The sequence below is a fragment of the Streptococcus massiliensis DSM 18628 genome (genome assembly GCF_000380065.1).
Classification (GTDB): domain Bacteria; phylum Bacillota; class Bacilli; order Lactobacillales; family Streptococcaceae; genus Streptococcus; species Streptococcus massiliensis.
This window is the reverse complement of sequence record NZ_KB904370.1, coordinates 1-16,160: the sequence shown is the minus strand read 5'-3', so window position 1 is coordinate 16,160 and position 16,160 is coordinate 1. Positions and strand designations below refer to the sequence as shown.

At 43.1% G+C, this 16,160-nt stretch carries 14 protein-coding genes and 1 other RNA gene; 3 read left to right on the top strand and 12 right to left on the bottom strand.

What is annotated here, in order from left to right; translation table 11 throughout:
• Positions 1 to 21: 21 nt before the first annotated feature.
• The 7 genes from A3I3_RS0102205 to A3I3_RS0102165 form a co-directional block, all read right to left on the bottom strand.
• Entirely contained in the window at positions 22 to 762 is a 741-nt protein-coding gene (locus A3I3_RS0102205; RefSeq protein ID WP_018371103.1) for a Stp1/IreP family PP2C-type Ser/Thr phosphatase, read from the bottom strand.
• A gap of 95 nt (positions 763 to 857) precedes the next feature.
• Positions 858 to 2,171 carry a 16S rRNA (cytosine(967)-C(5))-methyltransferase RsmB gene (gene rsmB, locus A3I3_RS0102200; RefSeq protein ID WP_018371102.1) on the bottom strand — a complete coding sequence of 438 codons (1,314 nt, stop codon included), beginning with the start codon at positions 2,169 to 2,171 and terminating at the stop codon, positions 858 to 860.
• Entirely contained in the window at positions 2,161 to 3,096 is a 936-nt protein-coding gene (gene fmt, locus A3I3_RS0102195) for a methionyl-tRNA formyltransferase (RefSeq protein WP_018371101.1), read from the bottom strand. Before fmt ends, rsmB begins: the two co-directional genes overlap by 11 nt.
• 13 nt (positions 3,097 to 3,109) lie before the next feature.
• A complete protein-coding gene (locus A3I3_RS0102190) occupies positions 3,110 to 5,494 on the bottom strand; it encodes a primosomal protein N' (RefSeq protein WP_018371100.1) in 2,385 nt (794 codons plus the stop codon).
• A gap of 65 nt (positions 5,495 to 5,559) precedes the next feature.
• Positions 5,560 to 5,874 (bottom strand): DNA-directed RNA polymerase subunit omega, encoded by a 315-nt coding sequence (rpoZ, locus tag A3I3_RS0102185; protein ID WP_019231883.1) that lies wholly within the window; start codon positions 5,872 to 5,874, stop codon positions 5,560 to 5,562.
• A 26-nt stretch (positions 5,875 to 5,900) separates the two neighbouring features.
• The gene (gene gmk / locus A3I3_RS0102180) at positions 5,901 to 6,527 is read right to left on the bottom strand and encodes a guanylate kinase (RefSeq protein WP_018371098.1); all 627 of its coding nucleotides are present in this window, start codon (positions 6,525 to 6,527) and stop codon (positions 5,901 to 5,903) included.
• Positions 6,528 to 6,774: 247 nt separating this feature from the next.
• A complete protein-coding gene (locus A3I3_RS0102165; protein ID WP_018371095.1) occupies positions 6,775 to 8,382 on the bottom strand; it encodes a ribonuclease Y in 1,608 nt (535 codons plus the stop codon).
• A 175-nt stretch (positions 8,383 to 8,557) separates the two neighbouring features.
• Between A3I3_RS0102165 and A3I3_RS0102160 the strand changes: the two genes are divergently transcribed.
• Positions 8,558 to 9,040, top strand: coding sequence for an S-ribosylhomocysteine lyase (locus A3I3_RS0102160; protein ID WP_019231885.1), 483 nt, complete (start codon positions 8,558 to 8,560; stop codon positions 9,038 to 9,040).
• A gap of 35 nt (positions 9,041 to 9,075) precedes the next feature.
• On the opposite strand, the gene A3I3_RS0102155 is transcribed toward A3I3_RS0102160, so the two are convergent.
• The 5 genes from A3I3_RS0102155 to A3I3_RS0102140 form a co-directional block, all read right to left on the bottom strand.
• Entirely contained in the window at positions 9,076 to 10,518 is a 1,443-nt protein-coding gene (locus A3I3_RS0102155) for a cell division site-positioning protein MapZ family protein (protein ID WP_018371093.1), read from the bottom strand.
• Positions 10,519 to 10,530: 12 nt separating this feature from the next.
• A complete protein-coding gene (locus A3I3_RS0102150) occupies positions 10,531 to 11,685 on the bottom strand; it encodes a THUMP domain-containing class I SAM-dependent RNA methyltransferase (protein ID WP_018371092.1) in 1,155 nt (384 codons plus the stop codon).
• Between the two features lie 51 nt (positions 11,686 to 11,736).
• An RNA gene (gene rnpB, locus A3I3_RS10410) (RNase P RNA component class B) lies at positions 11,737 to 12,099 on the bottom strand.
• 19 nt (positions 12,100 to 12,118) lie between these two features.
• Positions 12,119 to 12,478, bottom strand: a complete 360-nt coding sequence (gene gpsB / locus A3I3_RS0102145; RefSeq protein ID WP_018371091.1) for a cell division regulator GpsB — start codon at positions 12,476 to 12,478, stop codon at positions 12,119 to 12,121.
• Between the two features lie 69 nt (positions 12,479 to 12,547).
• Positions 12,548 to 13,075, bottom strand: coding sequence for an SLOG family protein (locus tag A3I3_RS0102140; RefSeq protein ID WP_018371090.1), 528 nt, complete (start codon positions 13,073 to 13,075; stop codon positions 12,548 to 12,550).
• 66 nt (positions 13,076 to 13,141) lie between these two features.
• On the opposite strand from A3I3_RS0102140, the gene recU reads away from it, so the two are divergent.
• Together recU and pbp1a are read left to right on the top strand one after the other, a co-directional pair.
• A complete protein-coding gene (gene recU, locus A3I3_RS0102135) occupies positions 13,142 to 13,738 on the top strand; it encodes a Holliday junction resolvase RecU (protein ID WP_018371089.1) in 597 nt (198 codons plus the stop codon).
• The gene (gene pbp1a / locus A3I3_RS0102130) at positions 13,735 to 15,891 is read left to right on the top strand and encodes a penicillin-binding protein PBP1A (protein ID WP_018371088.1); all 2,157 of its coding nucleotides are present in this window, start codon (positions 13,735 to 13,737) and stop codon (positions 15,889 to 15,891) included. The genes recU and pbp1a overlap by 4 nt, the downstream gene beginning before the upstream one ends.
• Positions 15,892 to 16,160 lie beyond the last annotated feature (269 nt).

Genomic DNA, 16,160 nt, shown 5'->3' with positions numbered 1-16,160 from the left:
CAAAAATTTTGCCGACTTGAATCATGCTAGATCCTCCTCGTCAATCTGCAACAAAGCAACTGTGATATTATCTAAACCACCTGCATTGTTGGCAAAACGAACCAAAGTTGCCGCTTTTTCGGCTAACTCAATATCACTTGTTACAATGTCATAAATTTCACTTGGCGCAACCATATTGGACAGGCCGTCACTGTTAATAACTAAATAGTCTCCAGCTTCTAAGTTGAGCAGACCAAAATCTGGTTCAATCTCATCTTTTTGTCCAATAGATTGGGTAATAATATTGCGCTGAGGATGACGTGCAGCTTCCTCTGGCGTGATTTGTCCCGCTTTTAGAAGCGCATTAACTAACGAATGATCACTCGTTAATTGAGTATAGCAATCTCCTCTTACTAGACCAATGCGTGAATCACCCACATGGGCATAGAGTGCTTGATTACCGACAACGGCTACAGCCTCGAGGGTTGTTCCCATACCTTTAAAATCATCACCCTGTCCTTGGGCGTGGATTTTTTGGTTTTCCTCTTCCAAATATTCAGCAAACCATTCACGAACACCGTTAATGCTGTCAATCTCCGTATTGACCCAAGCAGCTCCAAGATCTGTCACTGCCATTTCGCTGGCAATATTTCCCGCTCGGTGACCACCCATTCCGTCTGCTAAAAGAACCATTGTCATACCAGCGCGGTTTTTGAAATAATTTGCATAATCTTGATTATTTGTTCGTTTTTGACCAACATCTGTTAATAGTGAAATCTTCATATAGGTTTCAGTTGCCTCCTGTAGCAAGATAAGTCAAGTCCTTTTATGAGCTTAGTCATTCCTTTTCTCAGTGTACTTATCTTAACATTTCTTGATTATTTTTTCCGAAATTGACTGATGAAAAAGCCATCCGTTCCAAACTGTTCTGGTGTGATTAGTAAGCAGCCCTCTTTCATAATCTCTGTTTTCTCGTGTATAAGCGATACCTGCTCAAAATCTGGATGGCTTTCCAAAAATTTATCAACTACTTGAAAATTTTCTTCAGAGAAAATTGTACAAGTGCTATAGGTTATTATACCACCTTTAGTAAGAGTTTGACAAACGCTATCTAGTATTTTTAGCTGAATTGTCTGCAAAGATGCAAAATCTGCATTTTCTTTATTGTATTTTATATCTGGTTTCCGACGAATCAGGCCGATACCGGAGCACGGCGCGTCCACTAAAATCTTATCAAAACTACTAGCTGGGAAATGTTTGTGAACTTGCGTCGCATCCATTTTTTTCGTTTCTATCTTGTCTGCCACATGAAGACGTTCCGCATTGCTACGAATCAAATCTAGCTTATGGTCGTACAAATCAAGGGCTGTGACCTTGCCTGTCGTCAAATAACTAGCGATATGAGTAGTTTTTCCGCCCGGTGCCGCACAAGCATCTAAAATTCGTTCTTGCCCTTCAATCTTCAAGGTTGGTGCCACTAACTGGCTGGACTCGTCTTGGATTGTGATGGCACCAGTCTCAAAAAGTTTCGTTCCAGCAAAATGTCCAGCCGACTTGACCAAGGCTGATGGTGCTAGTAGCGAATTTTCTGCCTTCAGCTCTTTTTTGATTTCTTCCTTGCGGCTCAAATCCGTCACCCGAAGACTGGCTTTGTTGCGGACAAATAAGCTCTCAAAAATAGCCACTGCTCGCTCCTCGCCAAACTCGTCTATCATCTTCTTCACTAGCCAAACAGGTAGAGAATACTGGATCGAATATCGCTTATTCTTTCGCTTGATACTATCAAAATTTACTAAACCATTTCTTAAAATCTGGCGTAAAACAGCATTTACAAGACGATCTGCTCCCGTTTGAGACCGTTTCTTAGCGATGTCAACGGCTTCATTGACCACAGCATGATCTGGGATTTTATCCAAATAGAGCAACTGATAGAGACTAAGCAACAGCAAGACATACACCCAAGAATCCATTTTTTCACGATCCTCAATAAAATGTGCCAACTGCCACTCTAGTGTGATTTTCCGAGCGACTGTGCCGTAGACCAGCTCGGTCGCCAAATGTTTATCGGCTGGACTTAAAGAAGAAGCAGCCAACTGCTTATTCAAAGCGAGATTGGAGTAAGCCCCCTCCTGAAATACCTCAAGCAGCGTTGCCAAAGCCAAGCTGCGGGCTGTTGATGTTTTAACTTTCAAAGAAATCACCTACTGACAAAGTTCGTCCTGAGCCGTTGAGAAAATCAGCGATAGCCATTTTGGGCTTGCCGGCTGCCTGCACCGTCTTGAGTGATAAGGCTCCCTGCCCTGTTGCCACCAACAACTCTTTCTTTCCTAGAGCAATGATTTGCCCGGGCTGTCCCTGCCCTTGAGCTAAGGTCGCCTCATAGATTTTGAAACGTTGCCCATTTAAGTAGGTATGCGCTACCGGCCACGGATACATGCCACGGATTTGGTTGAAAATCTGGCGTGCACTTTTAGACCAATCAATCTTTTCTTGCTCTGGTGAAATGTTAGGCGAAAAGCTGACTTGACTAGGGTCTTGCGGCTCGGGCTTGATTTCTCCTGCCAGATAGGCTGGCAAACTTTCCAGCAACAAATCGCGACCCAGCACCGCTAATTTTTCAAAAAGAGTGCCGACATTATCCTCATCTGTGATAGCAAGCGCCCGGCTAGCAATCATGTCGCCCGCATCCATTTCCTTGACCATTTCCATAATGGTCACGCCCGCTTCTTTGTCGCCATTGATGAGAGCGTAATGAATGGGCGCACCGCCACGATACTTGGGCAGGAGCGAAGCATGCACATTGATCGCAAAATCCATACTATCCAGCAACTTGCTCGGCAGAAATTGTCCAAAAGCAGCGGTCACAATGCCGTCTGCTCCCAACTGCATCAACTCTTGCAATTCTGGGCTTTGAGACAATTTTTCTGGCTGGTAGACTGGCAAGTTATGTGCTAAAGCAACTTCCTTGACAGGCGTCATTTTGATTTCTTTCTTGCGCCCGACCGCTCGGTCTGGCTGGGTGACAACGGCTAGGATTTGATAATCCTTGCTTTCCAGCAGTCCTTTTAAAACCGTAGCTGAAAAATCTGGCGTCCCCATAAAAATTAGTTTTATCATTTTACTGTTCTTTCTACATCACATTTTGTGGTTCGTTATCAATAATCACTCGCAAATCCTTGTTTTCTCTTTCTTGCGTCCATTCTAAAATTTGATTGAGCGCTTTTTCAAGCCCCGCCTCTTTCTTGTACTTAAGCAAGATCTGATAATGGTAAAGATTGTGAGTTCGGGCGATTGTTTTAGGTGTAGGGCCTAAGATCTGCACCTGCTGACTAAGATTTTTTCGCAGAATTTCCATCACTTCATAGGTTTTTCTCACTACCTGCTCTTCACTCATATGTGAAAGAGTCAGTCCTACTGTAAAGTAATAAGGTGGATAGCCCCACATGCGTCTAATGCCCATTTCATAAGCATAGAAACCCTCATAGTTCTGCTGGCGCGCAAAATCAATCGCATAATGGTGCGGATTGTAGGACTGTATCAAAACCCGCCCTGCTTTTTCTGCTCGACCTGCTCGACCTGCCACCTGGGTCAAGAGCTGAAAAGTCCGCTCAGACGAACGAAAATCAGGCAGATTGAGCGCCGTATCGGCATTTAAAACCCCGACTAAGGTGACATTTGGAAAGTCCAAGCCCTTGGCAATCATCTGCGTTCCCAAGAGAATATCGGCTTCTCCACGACCGAAAGCCTCTAAAATTGTTTCATGGCTGCCTTTTTTACGGGTCGTATCCACATCCATTCGCAAAATCCGCGCCTGGGGAAAGAGCTCGGCTAGCTCGTCGTAAGCCTTTTGCGTTCCCGTCCCGTAGTAGCGCATGCTGGGACTGGAGCAATTAGGACAAACCCTCGGAATGGCCTTGCTGAAACCGCAATAATGACAATTCATCGACTTGGTATCCATATGAAGAGTGAGCGAAATATCACAATTTGGACAGGTGTCCACTGTTCCGCACTCACGGCACATGACAAAGCTCGAATAACCGCGCCGATTGAGCATGAGAACAATCTGCTCTTTTCTATCCAAGCGCTCCTGAATGGCTTCAAGAAGAACAGGCGTGTAGTTAGACGCTTCATTTTGACCGATATAATCCCGAAAATCAATCACTTCCACCTGCGGAATTTGCGCCAAAGGATTGGCACGTTTGGTCAACTGCAAGAACTGATAAAGGCCTTTGCTGGCACGCGCACGACTTTCCAAGCTCGGCGTTGCAGAGCCCAAAACCAAAACGGCCTGATTATAGCGAGCACGCAGCAGCGCCACCTCACGCGCATGATAACGCGGATTGGAATCCTGCTTATAGGAAGCCTCGTGCTCTTCATCAATGATAATAGCTCCGATATTTTTGAGCGGAGCAAAAATAGCTGACCGCGCCCCCACCACAACTTGGGCTTGACCGCGTTCGACTTTTCGCCACTCGTCGTACTTTTCACCATGTGACAAGCCTGAATGAAGAATGGCGACCTGCTCACCGAAACGCCCGATAAAACGCTCCGTCACTTGCGGCGTCAAAGAAATCTCTGGCACCAGCATAATCGCTGTTTTCCCCTGCTGCAAAACCTGCTCAATCACTTGCAGATAGACTTCAGTCTTGCCGCTCCCTGTCACGCCTTCCAGCAAGACAGGACTCGCATCAGCCTGTCCGATTTTTGCCGTGATAGCAGCCACTGCCGCTTCCTGTTCGGCATTTAAGACCAGGCCCTGCTGAGAACGAGCTTTTTCAAAATAAGCCGCCGCTCGATTAACCTCCTGCTCAAAAAGCGACACCGCCTCGTGCTCAATAAAATAGGCAATCACTTCTCTCGAAAATTCTTGCCGCAAAGCCGCCAAAGGCTGAGCCTGCGAGTTTTCCAGCAGATAGTCTTGCAAAGCCTGCTTTCTCTTAGCCCGCTTGGGAATGTCCAGTGCTTGCAATCGGTCTAGATTGACTTTATACCATTTCTCCGTCTTGATGTGCTTCTGGTCGGTTGCCTGATACTCCAGCCGAATTTTTCCCTTTTGACTCAAACGCATGACCCGCGCTTGGCTGTCCTTGTCCAGACTAGAAAAATGCACAGCATCTTGTCCAGCAAAAATCTGCTCGCGCTCTTTCTCAGAAAGTTGCTCGGTCGGATAAAGAATTTTGTCGTAGCTAGAGTTAAGAAAAGAAGGCAACATGGCTTTCAAGAGAGTAATTTTGTAAGAAAAAACACTCCTACGCAGCTCATTTGCCAGCCACAGTTGCTCGGTATTTAGCACCGGGCTGAAGTCCAAAACCTCAACAATTTCCTTCAGATCAGACGCTTCTTCCTCCAGAATGTCCAAGACTAAGCCCTGAATAAGACGATTGCCCTTGCCAAAAGGCACATGCACCCGCATGCCTACTTGCAGCAAATCCGAAAATTCCGTTGGAATAGCGTAGCTGTAAGGCTTATCTGTTTGCATCAAAGGCAGGTCAACAATCACTTTTGCAACTTGCATCTGTTCCCCCCCTCTTTTTCTAGTTTTCCATACAAGAGAAAAAATAAGATTGAGTCACCCCAACCTTAAATTTTCTCACCTTCTTCGTTTTCTTTAGCAATTTGCTCTTTAATCTTACGCTCTTCTTCTTCCTTACGAAGGCGCTCTTCCTCGGCTCGTCTGCGAATTGCTTCGCGTTTTCCTTCTGGGTCTGGGTGAATCACAACATTGCCGGTCTCAATTTCTTCCAAGGCACGGAGAGTTGATTTTACAGATTTGAATTCTTGCGTTGGTTTTGCACCTGACTCCAACTCATGGGCGCGCTTGGCTTCCAGAATAACCAGTGAATACTTTGACGGCACCTTATCTAGTAAGGTGTCGATAGACGGTTTTAACATCATAATTTTTCTACCTAATTTCTAATTTCTTATCTTACAGAGCTATGGACTGCCAACATATCTTGGTAATGACCGATGACTCGCTCCACCCGAAAATGTTCTGCCTCGATGACGCGTTTGACCCGCTCGGCAGCTAGAGGTACTTGGTCATTGACGATAGCATAGTCATACTCGCGCATGAGAGCAATTTCTTCTTTTGCCTTTTCGATCCGCTGGGCAATGATTTCGGCGCTATCGGTTCCCCGACCAACCAGTCGGTCTTGCAATTCCTCCAAATCTGGTGGTGTCAAAAAAATAAAGACCGCATCTGGAACCTTTTTCTTGACTTGCAGAGCTCCTTGAACCTCGATTTCAAGAAAGACATCGACGCCTTTATCCAGCGTCTCATTGACATAAGTCAGGGGCGTTCCGTAGTAATTCCCGACATACTCGGCATATTCCAACATCTGACCTTGACGAATCAACTCCTCGAACTCCTCGCGTGTGCGGAAGAAATAATCCACGCCGTCCACTTCGCCAGGACGCTGGGGACGTGTCGTCATCGATACCGAATATTGAAACTGATTATCAGAGCTTTCAAAAATTTCACGTCGAACTGTTCCCTTGCCTACACCTGAGGGGCCGGAAAAAACGATTAACAAGCCTCGTTCCGTCATTTTGTCTCCTTCATAGTCTTTTATCTAGTGTAACAAAAAACTGCCTATTTTTCAAGCATTGCAAATAGAATTGCAAATTTTCTCGTTCTAATTCGCTGGGCTTCATGACTTTTTCAAAACGTAAAAAATATTCTCCGATTTCAGAAGGCATGCCTCCGAGCGTCCCGCCCACCGCAGCGGTTGACATAACAGTGGATATTGCGCTTTTCAAATATGCACAAAAAGAGCTGGCATGCCAGCTCCCTTTTTATTTAGCATAATCAACTGCCCGCAGTTCACGAATAACAGTAACTTTAATGTTACCTGGATATTCCAAATTTGCTTCGATTTTTTCTCGAACTTTATGTGCCAAAACGGTAACCTTATCATCCTTGATTTGACCAGGATTGACCATAATCCGAATCTCGCGTCCAGCTTGAAGTGCAAAGCTATTTTTAACCCCATCAAAGCTATTGGCAATTTCTTCCAAATCTTGTAGACGCTTAATGTAATTTTCAAGCGATTCGCTCCGTGCCCCTGGACGAGCTGCACTTAAAGCATCTGCCGCTGCAACAATAACCGCGATGACACTTTCAGGTTCCACATCTCCGTGGTGGCTAGCGATTGTATTAATGACAATTGGGTGCTCCTTGTACTTACGTGCAAGCTCTGTCCCAATTTCAACGTGGCTACCTTCTACTTCACGGTCAATGGCTTTTCCAATGTCATGAAGGAAACCTGCTCTGCGAGCAAGGGCAGCATTTTCACCCAGTTCGCTAGCAATAATCCCAGAGAGTTTCGCAACTTCAATCGAATGCCGCAAAACATTTTGTCCATAACTTGTCCGAAACTGCAAACGACCCATAATCTTCATCAAATCTGGATGAAGGTTAGGTGCACCGATTTCATAAGCGGCAGCTTCACCGTACTCACGAATGCGATTATCCATTTCTTGACGGTTCTTTTCAACCAATTCCTCAATCCGTGCCGGATGAATACGACCGTCCTTCAACAGCGCATCCATGGTCATGTGGGCAATTTCCCGACGAACAGGGTCAAAACCAGAAAGAGTGACAACATCTGGTGTATCATCAATAATTACATCAATCCCTGTCAAACTTTCAAAAGTTCGAATATTACGACCCTCACGTCCGATAATCCGTCCCTTCATGCTGTCATCTGGCAGATGGACGGTAGAGTTAGTCTGATCTGCAACGAACTCTCCAGCTATACGCTGCATGGCCTGTGACAAAATATCCTTAGCAAGCTTATCTGAGCGTTCCTTGATATTTTGCTCCGCTTCCTTGATGCGGGTAGCGATTTCTTTTGATAAATCATCCTCGGTTTTATTGAGAATGATCTCACGTGCTTCCGTCTGTGAAAGGGAAGCAACTCGCTCTAGTTCTTCTTCTTTTTTCTGCTCTAAAGTAACTAACTCTTTTTCCCGAGCATCAATGTGTTTAGTTTTGTCAGAAAGACTTTGTTCTTTCTGATCGAGTGTTTTTTCTTTATTGGTGAGGTTGTCATCTTTACGATCAAGACTTGTAGCCCGTTCTGTCAAACGACTTTCAATCTGCTTAAGTTCCTGACGTTCTGATTTAAACTCAGCCTCCACTTCTTCTCGATATTTTCTGGCTTCTTCTTTTGCCTCCAAAAGTGCTTCTTTTTTAAGCGACTTGCTCTCGTGCTTAGCTTCCTTGACAATCAAGTCTGCCTCGCGCTCTGCTTGTCCGCGTAAATTGGTTGCTTCTTGTTCAGCATTTAAGAGTGTCAGCTCTGCAGCCTCTTGAGATGATTTCATCTTGACTGAGATACTCACATACCCAATACCTAAACCCACGATACCGGCAAAAATAGTAGCTAAAAATGGCTCCATATTTTTACCTCTTTATGTGTTTAATCTGAATTTAACAATTCCTTATTATTTTAACACAAAAACAAAAAATTCACAAATTAATTTCTTGAAAATCGCAAGCGTTTTCCGCTCAAAATTCTCTCATCTTTATGCTACAATAGGTTTAGAAAATTTTTATAAAAAGGAAAAAGAAACCATGACCAAAGAAGTTATTGTTGAAAGTTTTGAACTAGACCACACTATTGTCAAAGCGCCCTATATCCGCTTGATTGGCGAGGAGACTGGGCCTAAAGGCGACATCATTTCCAACTATGATATTCGCTTGGTGCAGCCCAATGAAGACTCCATTCCCACGGCTGGTCTACATACGATTGAGCACCTGCTTGCCATGCTCATTAGACAGCGCATCGACGGTTTGATTGACTGCTCGCCCTTTGGCTGCCGCACTGGTTTTCACATGATTATGTGGGGACAACACAGCCCGACAGAGATTGCCCAAGTCATTAAATCTTGCTTGGAAGAAATCGCTGAGAGCACCACCTGGGAAGAGGTGCCGGGAACTACGATTGAATCTTGCGGAAATTATAAGGATCACAGCCTCTTTTCTGCTAAGGAATGGGCAAAACTTATCCTCTCACAAGGTATTTCCGATGATGCCTTTGAGCGCCATATTGTATAAAATACAAAGCCTCGGTTAAACCGAGGCCTTTTTATTTAGTAATCTAAATCTTCTGCGTAACCTTTACCATTCCCAACGAAATAACCTGTCTTACAGTTAATACTGAAAAGATAAGTACCGTCTGATCTGAAAAGATTATAGTAACCATTGCCATTAATAATATTAACACGTTCTAAAATATAGTTATCTCCTGTGAAGTACCCACGCTGGCGCGAAATATTCAAAATATTTTCCAAAACACCTGGATTGAAGTTCCAAGCTGGATTATTCACATCATCAAGTGCTGCCTGATTGTAAGGTACACGGCTGAGATTACGCTGCAAGGTCACACCATTAACCGTAGAATTTGATGTAGCTGGAGCTGTCGCAGCTGGTGCACTGGCAGCATTTGTATCTACTCCTCCTGTTTGTGGTGCAGGGGCAGGCGCTAGCTGACTACGACCTTGACTGATAGCAGAGCTGAGCAGCTGATCTAACTTATTATTACCAGTTGTTGTATCAGAAAACTTAGCATCACTCTTAACCTGAGCATTACTATCTAAATTACCGTCAGTAATCGCTGCTGTTTTAAATTGAGCATTGACAGACTGAATAGCCGTTATTTGCTTGACCAAATCATCATATTGTTTCTTATAGGTGTCATATTTGGCTGTACCACTTAGTTTATCAAGAAGTGCTTTGAGCTTGTCCAATTCTCCAAAGCTACTATTTTTTAAGCTGGTATGCTGATCGTCAGTAAAGAAAGTGTTGTAGAGGTCTGTAAAAGCCTTTTCTTGACTAGCAGTTGAAGAACTAGAAGAGGAAGAAGTTGATATTTTACTGCTCGAACTGCTTGATACCGTCACTTTTCCTGAATTACTACGCGAACTTGATAAATTGTAAGCAATAATTGAACCACCAATCAGGACGACAGCTGCCAGAACTAGCCCTCCATAAAGGAAATAGCGTTTTCTTTTCCTATCCTTTTCTTCGTCAGCCCAATCGTATTCTTCAATTTTTTCTTCCACAGGACTAGGAGCTGTCCTCACTTGACTTTCAGTTGATGGTTCCTGTGTCGTCGTTACAGGAATTTCATCCAAGACTGCCTCTATCAATGCCTTAGGCTCTGAGGCAGACTCTGCATCATCTGCATTAGCTGGAGAAGCTGATTGCTCACTCGCAGCCATGGCGGGTTCTGTAGGAACTTCAAATTCTTCTTGTTCAGCCGTCTCTTTTGTCTGACGTGCAAAGTCTCCCTCTTGACGCTGTTCTTGGATAAAGTCTGCTAATTGATTAGATGGTTGTTGCTTTGCACCAAACTTACCAGCTTCAATTTCTGCACGATGCTGTTTAATATACTTTTCAAGCGCAGAATCTTGTTCTGTAACTCCCGCAGCAATTTCCTCGCTCTTGCGTGTTGCTTCACCAACTGTCATCTCTGTCGCCTTTTCAAAATCCAACGACTGCTCATCTTGCTTGTATTGTTCTGCCTTGCTCATGAAATTCCCTTTCTAATCTAACTGACGTTTGACTCGCTGGCCAAAATATTGATACAAATCAACCTTCAAGGTTCCATTATAGAGTTTCCGTTTTTTATCGGCTTGACGACCAAATTTCTCCTCAAAAGCCTCATCACTGGTTAAAATAAACTTGCTCCAAGTTTTGAGCGGCGCAAAAGTCGCCCCCATTTCTTGATACAACTTAGTGACAGCTTCATCATTCAAAAGTCGCTCCCCGTAAGGTGGATTGGAGATGATGACGCCGTTGATTTTATCCGTGTGCAAGTCCTGCAAGCGCATCTGCTTAAAGCTAATCTGCTGCGCTACACCTGCCGCTTCGGCATTGCTTTTAGCAATCTCAATCATCCGAGCATCAAGGTCTGAGCCTGAAATATCAAGCTCTAGCTCTTGCTTCATCTGAGCATAAGCCGCTGCTCGACAAGTTTTGATAAGCTCCTTATCCACCCAGTTCCATTCTTCAAAAGAAAAGTGGCGCTGCAGCCCCGGCGCTATATTAAGCCCAATCATGGCCGCCTCAATACAGAAAGTTCCTGAGCCACAAGTCGGGTCAATCAAGGGTTTATCTGGATACCAGTTGGATAGAAGCAAAATAGCCGCTGCCATATTTTCCTTAATCGGTGCTCCACCTTTTTCTGTCCGATAACCGCGCTTAAAGAGGCTAGATCCTGTCGTATCAATCATGACCGTCGCTTGATCCTTCAAGATAGAAACTTCAATTTTAAACTCTGCCCCATTTTCCTGCAAGGGCACCCCTTCTGGTCGCGCATAATGGCGCTGCAATTTTTTGACAATGGCCTTTTTAGAAATGGCTTGAACACTGGGCTCATTGTGTAGTTTCGACTTGACGCACTTGGCCTTGGCAATGGGAAACTTAGCACCCAACGGCAAATAATTTTCCCAGTCAAGGGCAAAAACTCCTTGAAATAAGTCCTCAAAAGTCTTAGCCAGAAAGGTGCCAACCACAATCTTGATGCGGTCTGCTGCGCGCAACCATAAGTTGGTTTCAATAATGGTCTTGACATCGCCCACAAAGCGCACGCGCCCATTTTCAACCTGACAATCCAAGCCCAAATCTCTAATTTCTCGACCGACCACTGCTTCCAAACCAGCCGCTGCCGTCGCTATTAAATTAAAATTTTCTTTCATTAGTACCCTCAAAAGAAAAGCTAGCATACGCTAGCCAACCTATATGCAATTTTCTATAAGCCATGTTTTGTTCCAGAAGCAACTAGGTCTTACTTCCTTCGATAATCATCTGTCTACTGTTTCCAGTCAGAGTGCTATGTTCGTTTCCACGCACTCCATGCCCCGACCAAAGTTTGGGTTGCTAGCTTGAGGGGTTTACCGCGTTCCACTTTTTGCGTTTCCACAAAAACTACGTCACTGTGGCACTTTCAGGTCTATTAGGACTTATCAAAGACTTAGCCCCTTCGACCGCCGTAACGAAATCTCGTCCCTAGGCTTATGGTTTCGCCTAGCACAAACACTACTGGCATCACAGCCAGTGCTAGCATGGACTTTCCTCATGAAAATATGCTTTCCATGCGATTATCCAAAAATTGCACTTGTCTGCTAGTTTTTATTGAAAAGTAGAATCATTTTCCATGATTTGCTTGCCAAATACTTCTTTTTCCAAGCGATTCAGACGACGGAGAATATCAAAGTTGGTCACGCTACCTGTTGTCTGTGGTACTTCCACACGATTAGCTGCTGGGTTGGGAGAAACAGCCTCTTCTCTGGCACGGTTAGCAGCAACATTCAAACTTTCTTTCAGACGAGCATTCTCTTCACGAAGTTCCTTAACAAGAGCCTCATAGGTCTCATAATCTTTGATGACATCATCCAAAAATCCATCTACTTCTTGTTTACTATAGCCGCGAACACTACCTTTAAAATCTTGATCAAAAATATCTTTTGGTGTGAAAATAATACTTGCCATCTCTCTCTCCAATCTAGTTTGTCATAACTATTATATACAAAACAACAAACAAAAATCAAGGTAAACCCATCAATTTTCGTAAAAAGTTTCTACAATTTCATTTAAGTCATCAAAGTGTAATCTTTTGATAGGATAATTCTCTTGCTTGCGTGCTAAATCGTAGAAATATTTCAAATTCGTTTCGTTTGCTTCATCGTAAAAAAGATAAGCTGCATCTGTGTTGTCAATAAGAAACTGATTGTATTCACGGAATTGACTGGGATTTTCATAACGAGGAAAAGCATACTTGGTAAAATCTACTTGTTTAAAAGCGACAAGTTTCAACTGATTCGCTTCATTCCAACGTTCTCCATGATTTTCAAACGGAAAGATGGTTGCCATTTGAAAAGGATAATCTTTCTGTAATTTCTTTGCGACTTCAAGTACCCAAAATTCAAAGCCTAAATTTCCCGTAAAAACAAGCCAATCTACTCCCTCTTCTAAAAAGTGAAGCAAATCCCGTTTAATGGCAGTTTTGATAATTTTTACTCGAATATCTTTGTCATTATGTATACCTAAATCAGAGGCACGATAACCTGTTACCAAGACACTAGCCATAAAATCCCCCTTTCTCTTTATTTTATGGTATAATAGAGTGATGTTATTGTATCAAGAAGGAGGCTCATGGTCAACTATCCCCACAAGATCGTCTCTAAAAAGTTAAAAATGCGACCTAAAGAACAGGTGATCAATTTCGCCAATCGCGGTATGTCTTTTGAAAAGATGATCAACGAAACCAATAACTATTATTTGAGCAAGGGGCTTGCGGTCATTCATAAAAAGCCGACACCCATTCAGATTGTTAAAGTTGATTATCCACAACGAAGTCGAGCCAAAATTGTTGAAGCTTACTTTCGTCAAGCTTCAACAACAGACTATTCTGGTGTCTACAAGGGACACTATATTGACTTTGAAGCCAAGGAAACACGACAAAAACGATCTATGCCTATGAAAAATTTCCATGCTCATCAGATTGAACATATGCAGCAGGTCGTTGAGCAAAAGGGAATTTGTTTTGTACTTCTGCATTTTGCCTCTTTGAGCGAAACTTACTTACTTCCTGCTCCGTATCTGATTGACTTTTATCAAATGGATCAGGGGGGCAAATCGATGCCTTTAGATTACATTAAAACGCATGGGTATCTTATAGAACCACATAACCTGCCCAGCGTTCCTTATCTCGAATTGATTGAAAAACATTTACTAGGTGGTATTTTATGACTAAAAAAAATATGCTGACTGCCTTAAAACTAGCAGCTATTGGACTTATTACTCTATTCCTTTTGGCAGTGGCTATCGGTGGTAGTTTATTTCTCTACTATTCAGCCAAAACACCCAAACTTTCAGAAGATAAGCTGGTTGCAACAACATCCAGTAAAATCTATGATAGCCAGAATAATTTAATCGCTGATTTGGGATCTGAAAAGCGAGTCAATGCAACAGCTGGTGATATTCCGGTTGATTTGGTTCATGCCATTGTCGCGATTGAAGATCACCGTTTCTTTGATCACCGTGGGGTTGATACAATTCGGATTGCTGGAGCATTTTTGAACAATCTGGTGCGTTCTGGGAAACAAGGAGGGTCTACTCTGACCCAACAGTTGATTAAATTGACTTATTTTTCAACTTCCTCGTCTGACCAGACCTTGTCACGGAAAATTCAAGAGGCTATTCTAGCAACTAAATTGGAACGCAAAGCGACCAAGCAGGAAATTTTAACTTATTACATCAATAAAGTTTACATGTCTAACGGAAACTATGGAATGCAAACGGCTGCTCAAAGTTACTATGGCAAAAACTTAAATGATTTAACAATTCCGCAGTTAGCCTTGTTAGCAGGTATGCCTCAAGCTCCTAACCAATACGACCCTTACACCCAGCCAGAAGCTGCCACTAAGCGCCGTAATCTCGTTTTAAACGAGATGTACAAAATGAAATACCTCACCGCTCAACAGTATGAGCAGTCTATCAACACTCCTGTAACGGACGGCCTGCAATCTCTCAAGAGCTCTGCTAGTTATCCAGCCTATATGGATAATTATCTCAAACAGGTCATTGAGCAAGTCCAAACCGAGACAGGTTACAACCTTTTGACTACAGGTATGGAAGTTTATACAAATGTAAATACCGAAGCGCAAAAACAACTCTGGGAAATTTATAATACAGATAGTTATGTCTACTACCCAGACAGTGAACTACAAGTTGCATCAACTGTTGTTGATGTTAAGACTGGTAAGGTTATTGCCCAACTCGGTGGTCGAAATCAATCTTCGAATGTATCCTTTGGTACTAACCAAGCTGTTGAAACCAACCGCGATTGGGGTTCTACTATGAAGCCAATCACAGATTATGCACCAGCAATAGAAAATGAAATTTATACCTCTACTGCTGCTATGGTAAGTGACTCACCTTATTACTATCCAGGTACTTCAACCCCTGTCTATAACTGGGACATGCGTTACTTTGGTAATATCACTATTCAATATGCGCTTGCTCAATCTCGGAACACTCCTGCAGTTCGGACTCTAGAGGCCGTCGGGCTCAAAGATTCTCTTAAATTCCTTAATGGACTTGGGATTAACTATCCTGAAATGGTTTATGCAAATGCTATTTCAAGTAATACAACTGAATCTAGCAAGCAATATGGAGCTAGCAGTGAAAAAATGGCAACTGCCTATGCTGCCTTTGCCAATGGAGGAACCTATCATAAACCTTCTTACGTAAACCGTGTTGTCTTTAGCGATGGCACTTCAAAAGAGTTTGGTAGCAAGGGTAGCCGTGCCATGAAAGAAACGACTGCCTACATGATGACTGATATGCTTAAAACAGTTATTACCCAGGGTACAGGGACAGATGCTTACATCTCTGGAATTTACCAAGCGGTTAAAACCGGTACATCAAACTATGCAGATAGTGAACTTTCACAACTCACAAAGAGTCCTTATAGCTCTAGTATTGTCACTCCTGACGAGTTGATTGTAGGTTATACACCAAACTACTCAATGGCTGTTTGGACAGGTTACTCTAATCGCCTAACACCAGTTCTTGATGACGGAGTGAAGGTTGCTTCTAGCGTATACAAAGCAATGATGAGTTATCTAGAATCAAATGGTAATGAAGACTTTGAAATGCCAAGTGGACTTTATCGAAGTGGTTCTTACGTGTTCCTAAGTGGGGCAAATACTCATAATACAAATCAGTATTGGACTTCTTCTACATCGTCCGAAAGTAGTTCTTCAGCACCTTCTTCTGATGCAAATTCTAGCACATCTACTCCTCAATCTTCGACTACTCAGTCAAGTTCTACTAGTGGAGCAGAAAATAATACAAATAGCAGAGCTGGGACAAACAACTCTTCCTCCCAGCAAAGATAAACAAAAAAGAGCCTGGGACAATAGTCCCTTATCTCCAAAAAAAGCAACGGCAAATCCGTTGCTTTTTTGCATGGTTGCGATAGTCTTGGTAAAATAGAATTGCACAATAAACCATTTAGAAAGGCTATCCCATGCATATTCACTATAACACAAATCAAACAACTTTACCACTAGAAATCAGTTCTTTCTTGCCACAAGACCATCTCGTCTTTACGATTGAAAAAGTGGTGAATACTTTGGAGGATTGTCACTTCCACGCCTTCTATCAT

Bases quoted from the DNA above. Each gene is read 5' to 3' on its own strand.
- A3I3_RS0102205 (WP_018371103.1), bottom strand. From the start codon at position 762: ATGAAGATTTCACTATTAACAGATGTTGGTCAAAAACGAACAAATAAT.
- fmt (WP_018371101.1), bottom strand. From the start codon at position 3,096: ATGATAAAACTAATTTTTATGGGGACGCCAGATTTTTCAGCTACGGTT.
- A3I3_RS0102190 (WP_018371100.1), bottom strand. From the start codon at position 5,494: ATGCAAGTTGCAAAAGTGATTGTTGACCTGCCTTTGATGCAAACAGAT.
- rpoZ (WP_019231883.1), bottom strand. From the start codon at position 5,874: ATGATGTTAAAACCGTCTATCGACACCTTACTAGATAAGGTGCCGTCA.
- gmk (WP_018371098.1), bottom strand. From the start codon at position 6,527: ATGACGGAACGAGGCTTGTTAATCGTTTTTTCCGGCCCCTCAGGTGTA.
- A3I3_RS0102165 (WP_018371095.1), bottom strand. From the start codon at position 8,382: ATGGAGCCATTTTTAGCTACTATTTTTGCCGGTATCGTGGGTTTAGGT.
- A3I3_RS0102160 (WP_019231885.1), top strand. From the start codon at position 8,558: ATGACCAAAGAAGTTATTGTTGAAAGTTTTGAACTAGACCACACTATT.
- A3I3_RS0102155 (WP_018371093.1), bottom strand. From the start codon at position 10,518: ATGAGCAAGGCAGAACAATACAAGCAAGATGAGCAGTCGTTGGATTTT.
- A3I3_RS0102150 (WP_018371092.1), bottom strand. From the start codon at position 11,685: ATGAAAGAAAATTTTAATTTAATAGCGACGGCAGCGGCTGGTTTGGAA.
- gpsB (WP_018371091.1), bottom strand. From the start codon at position 12,478: ATGGCAAGTATTATTTTCACACCAAAAGATATTTTTGATCAAGATTTT.
- A3I3_RS0102140 (WP_018371090.1), bottom strand. From the start codon at position 13,075: ATGGCTAGTGTCTTGGTAACAGGTTATCGTGCCTCTGATTTAGGTATA.
- recU (WP_018371089.1), top strand. From the start codon at position 13,142: ATGGTCAACTATCCCCACAAGATCGTCTCTAAAAAGTTAAAAATGCGA.
- pbp1a (WP_018371088.1), top strand. From the start codon at position 13,735: ATGACTAAAAAAAATATGCTGACTGCCTTAAAACTAGCAGCTATTGGA.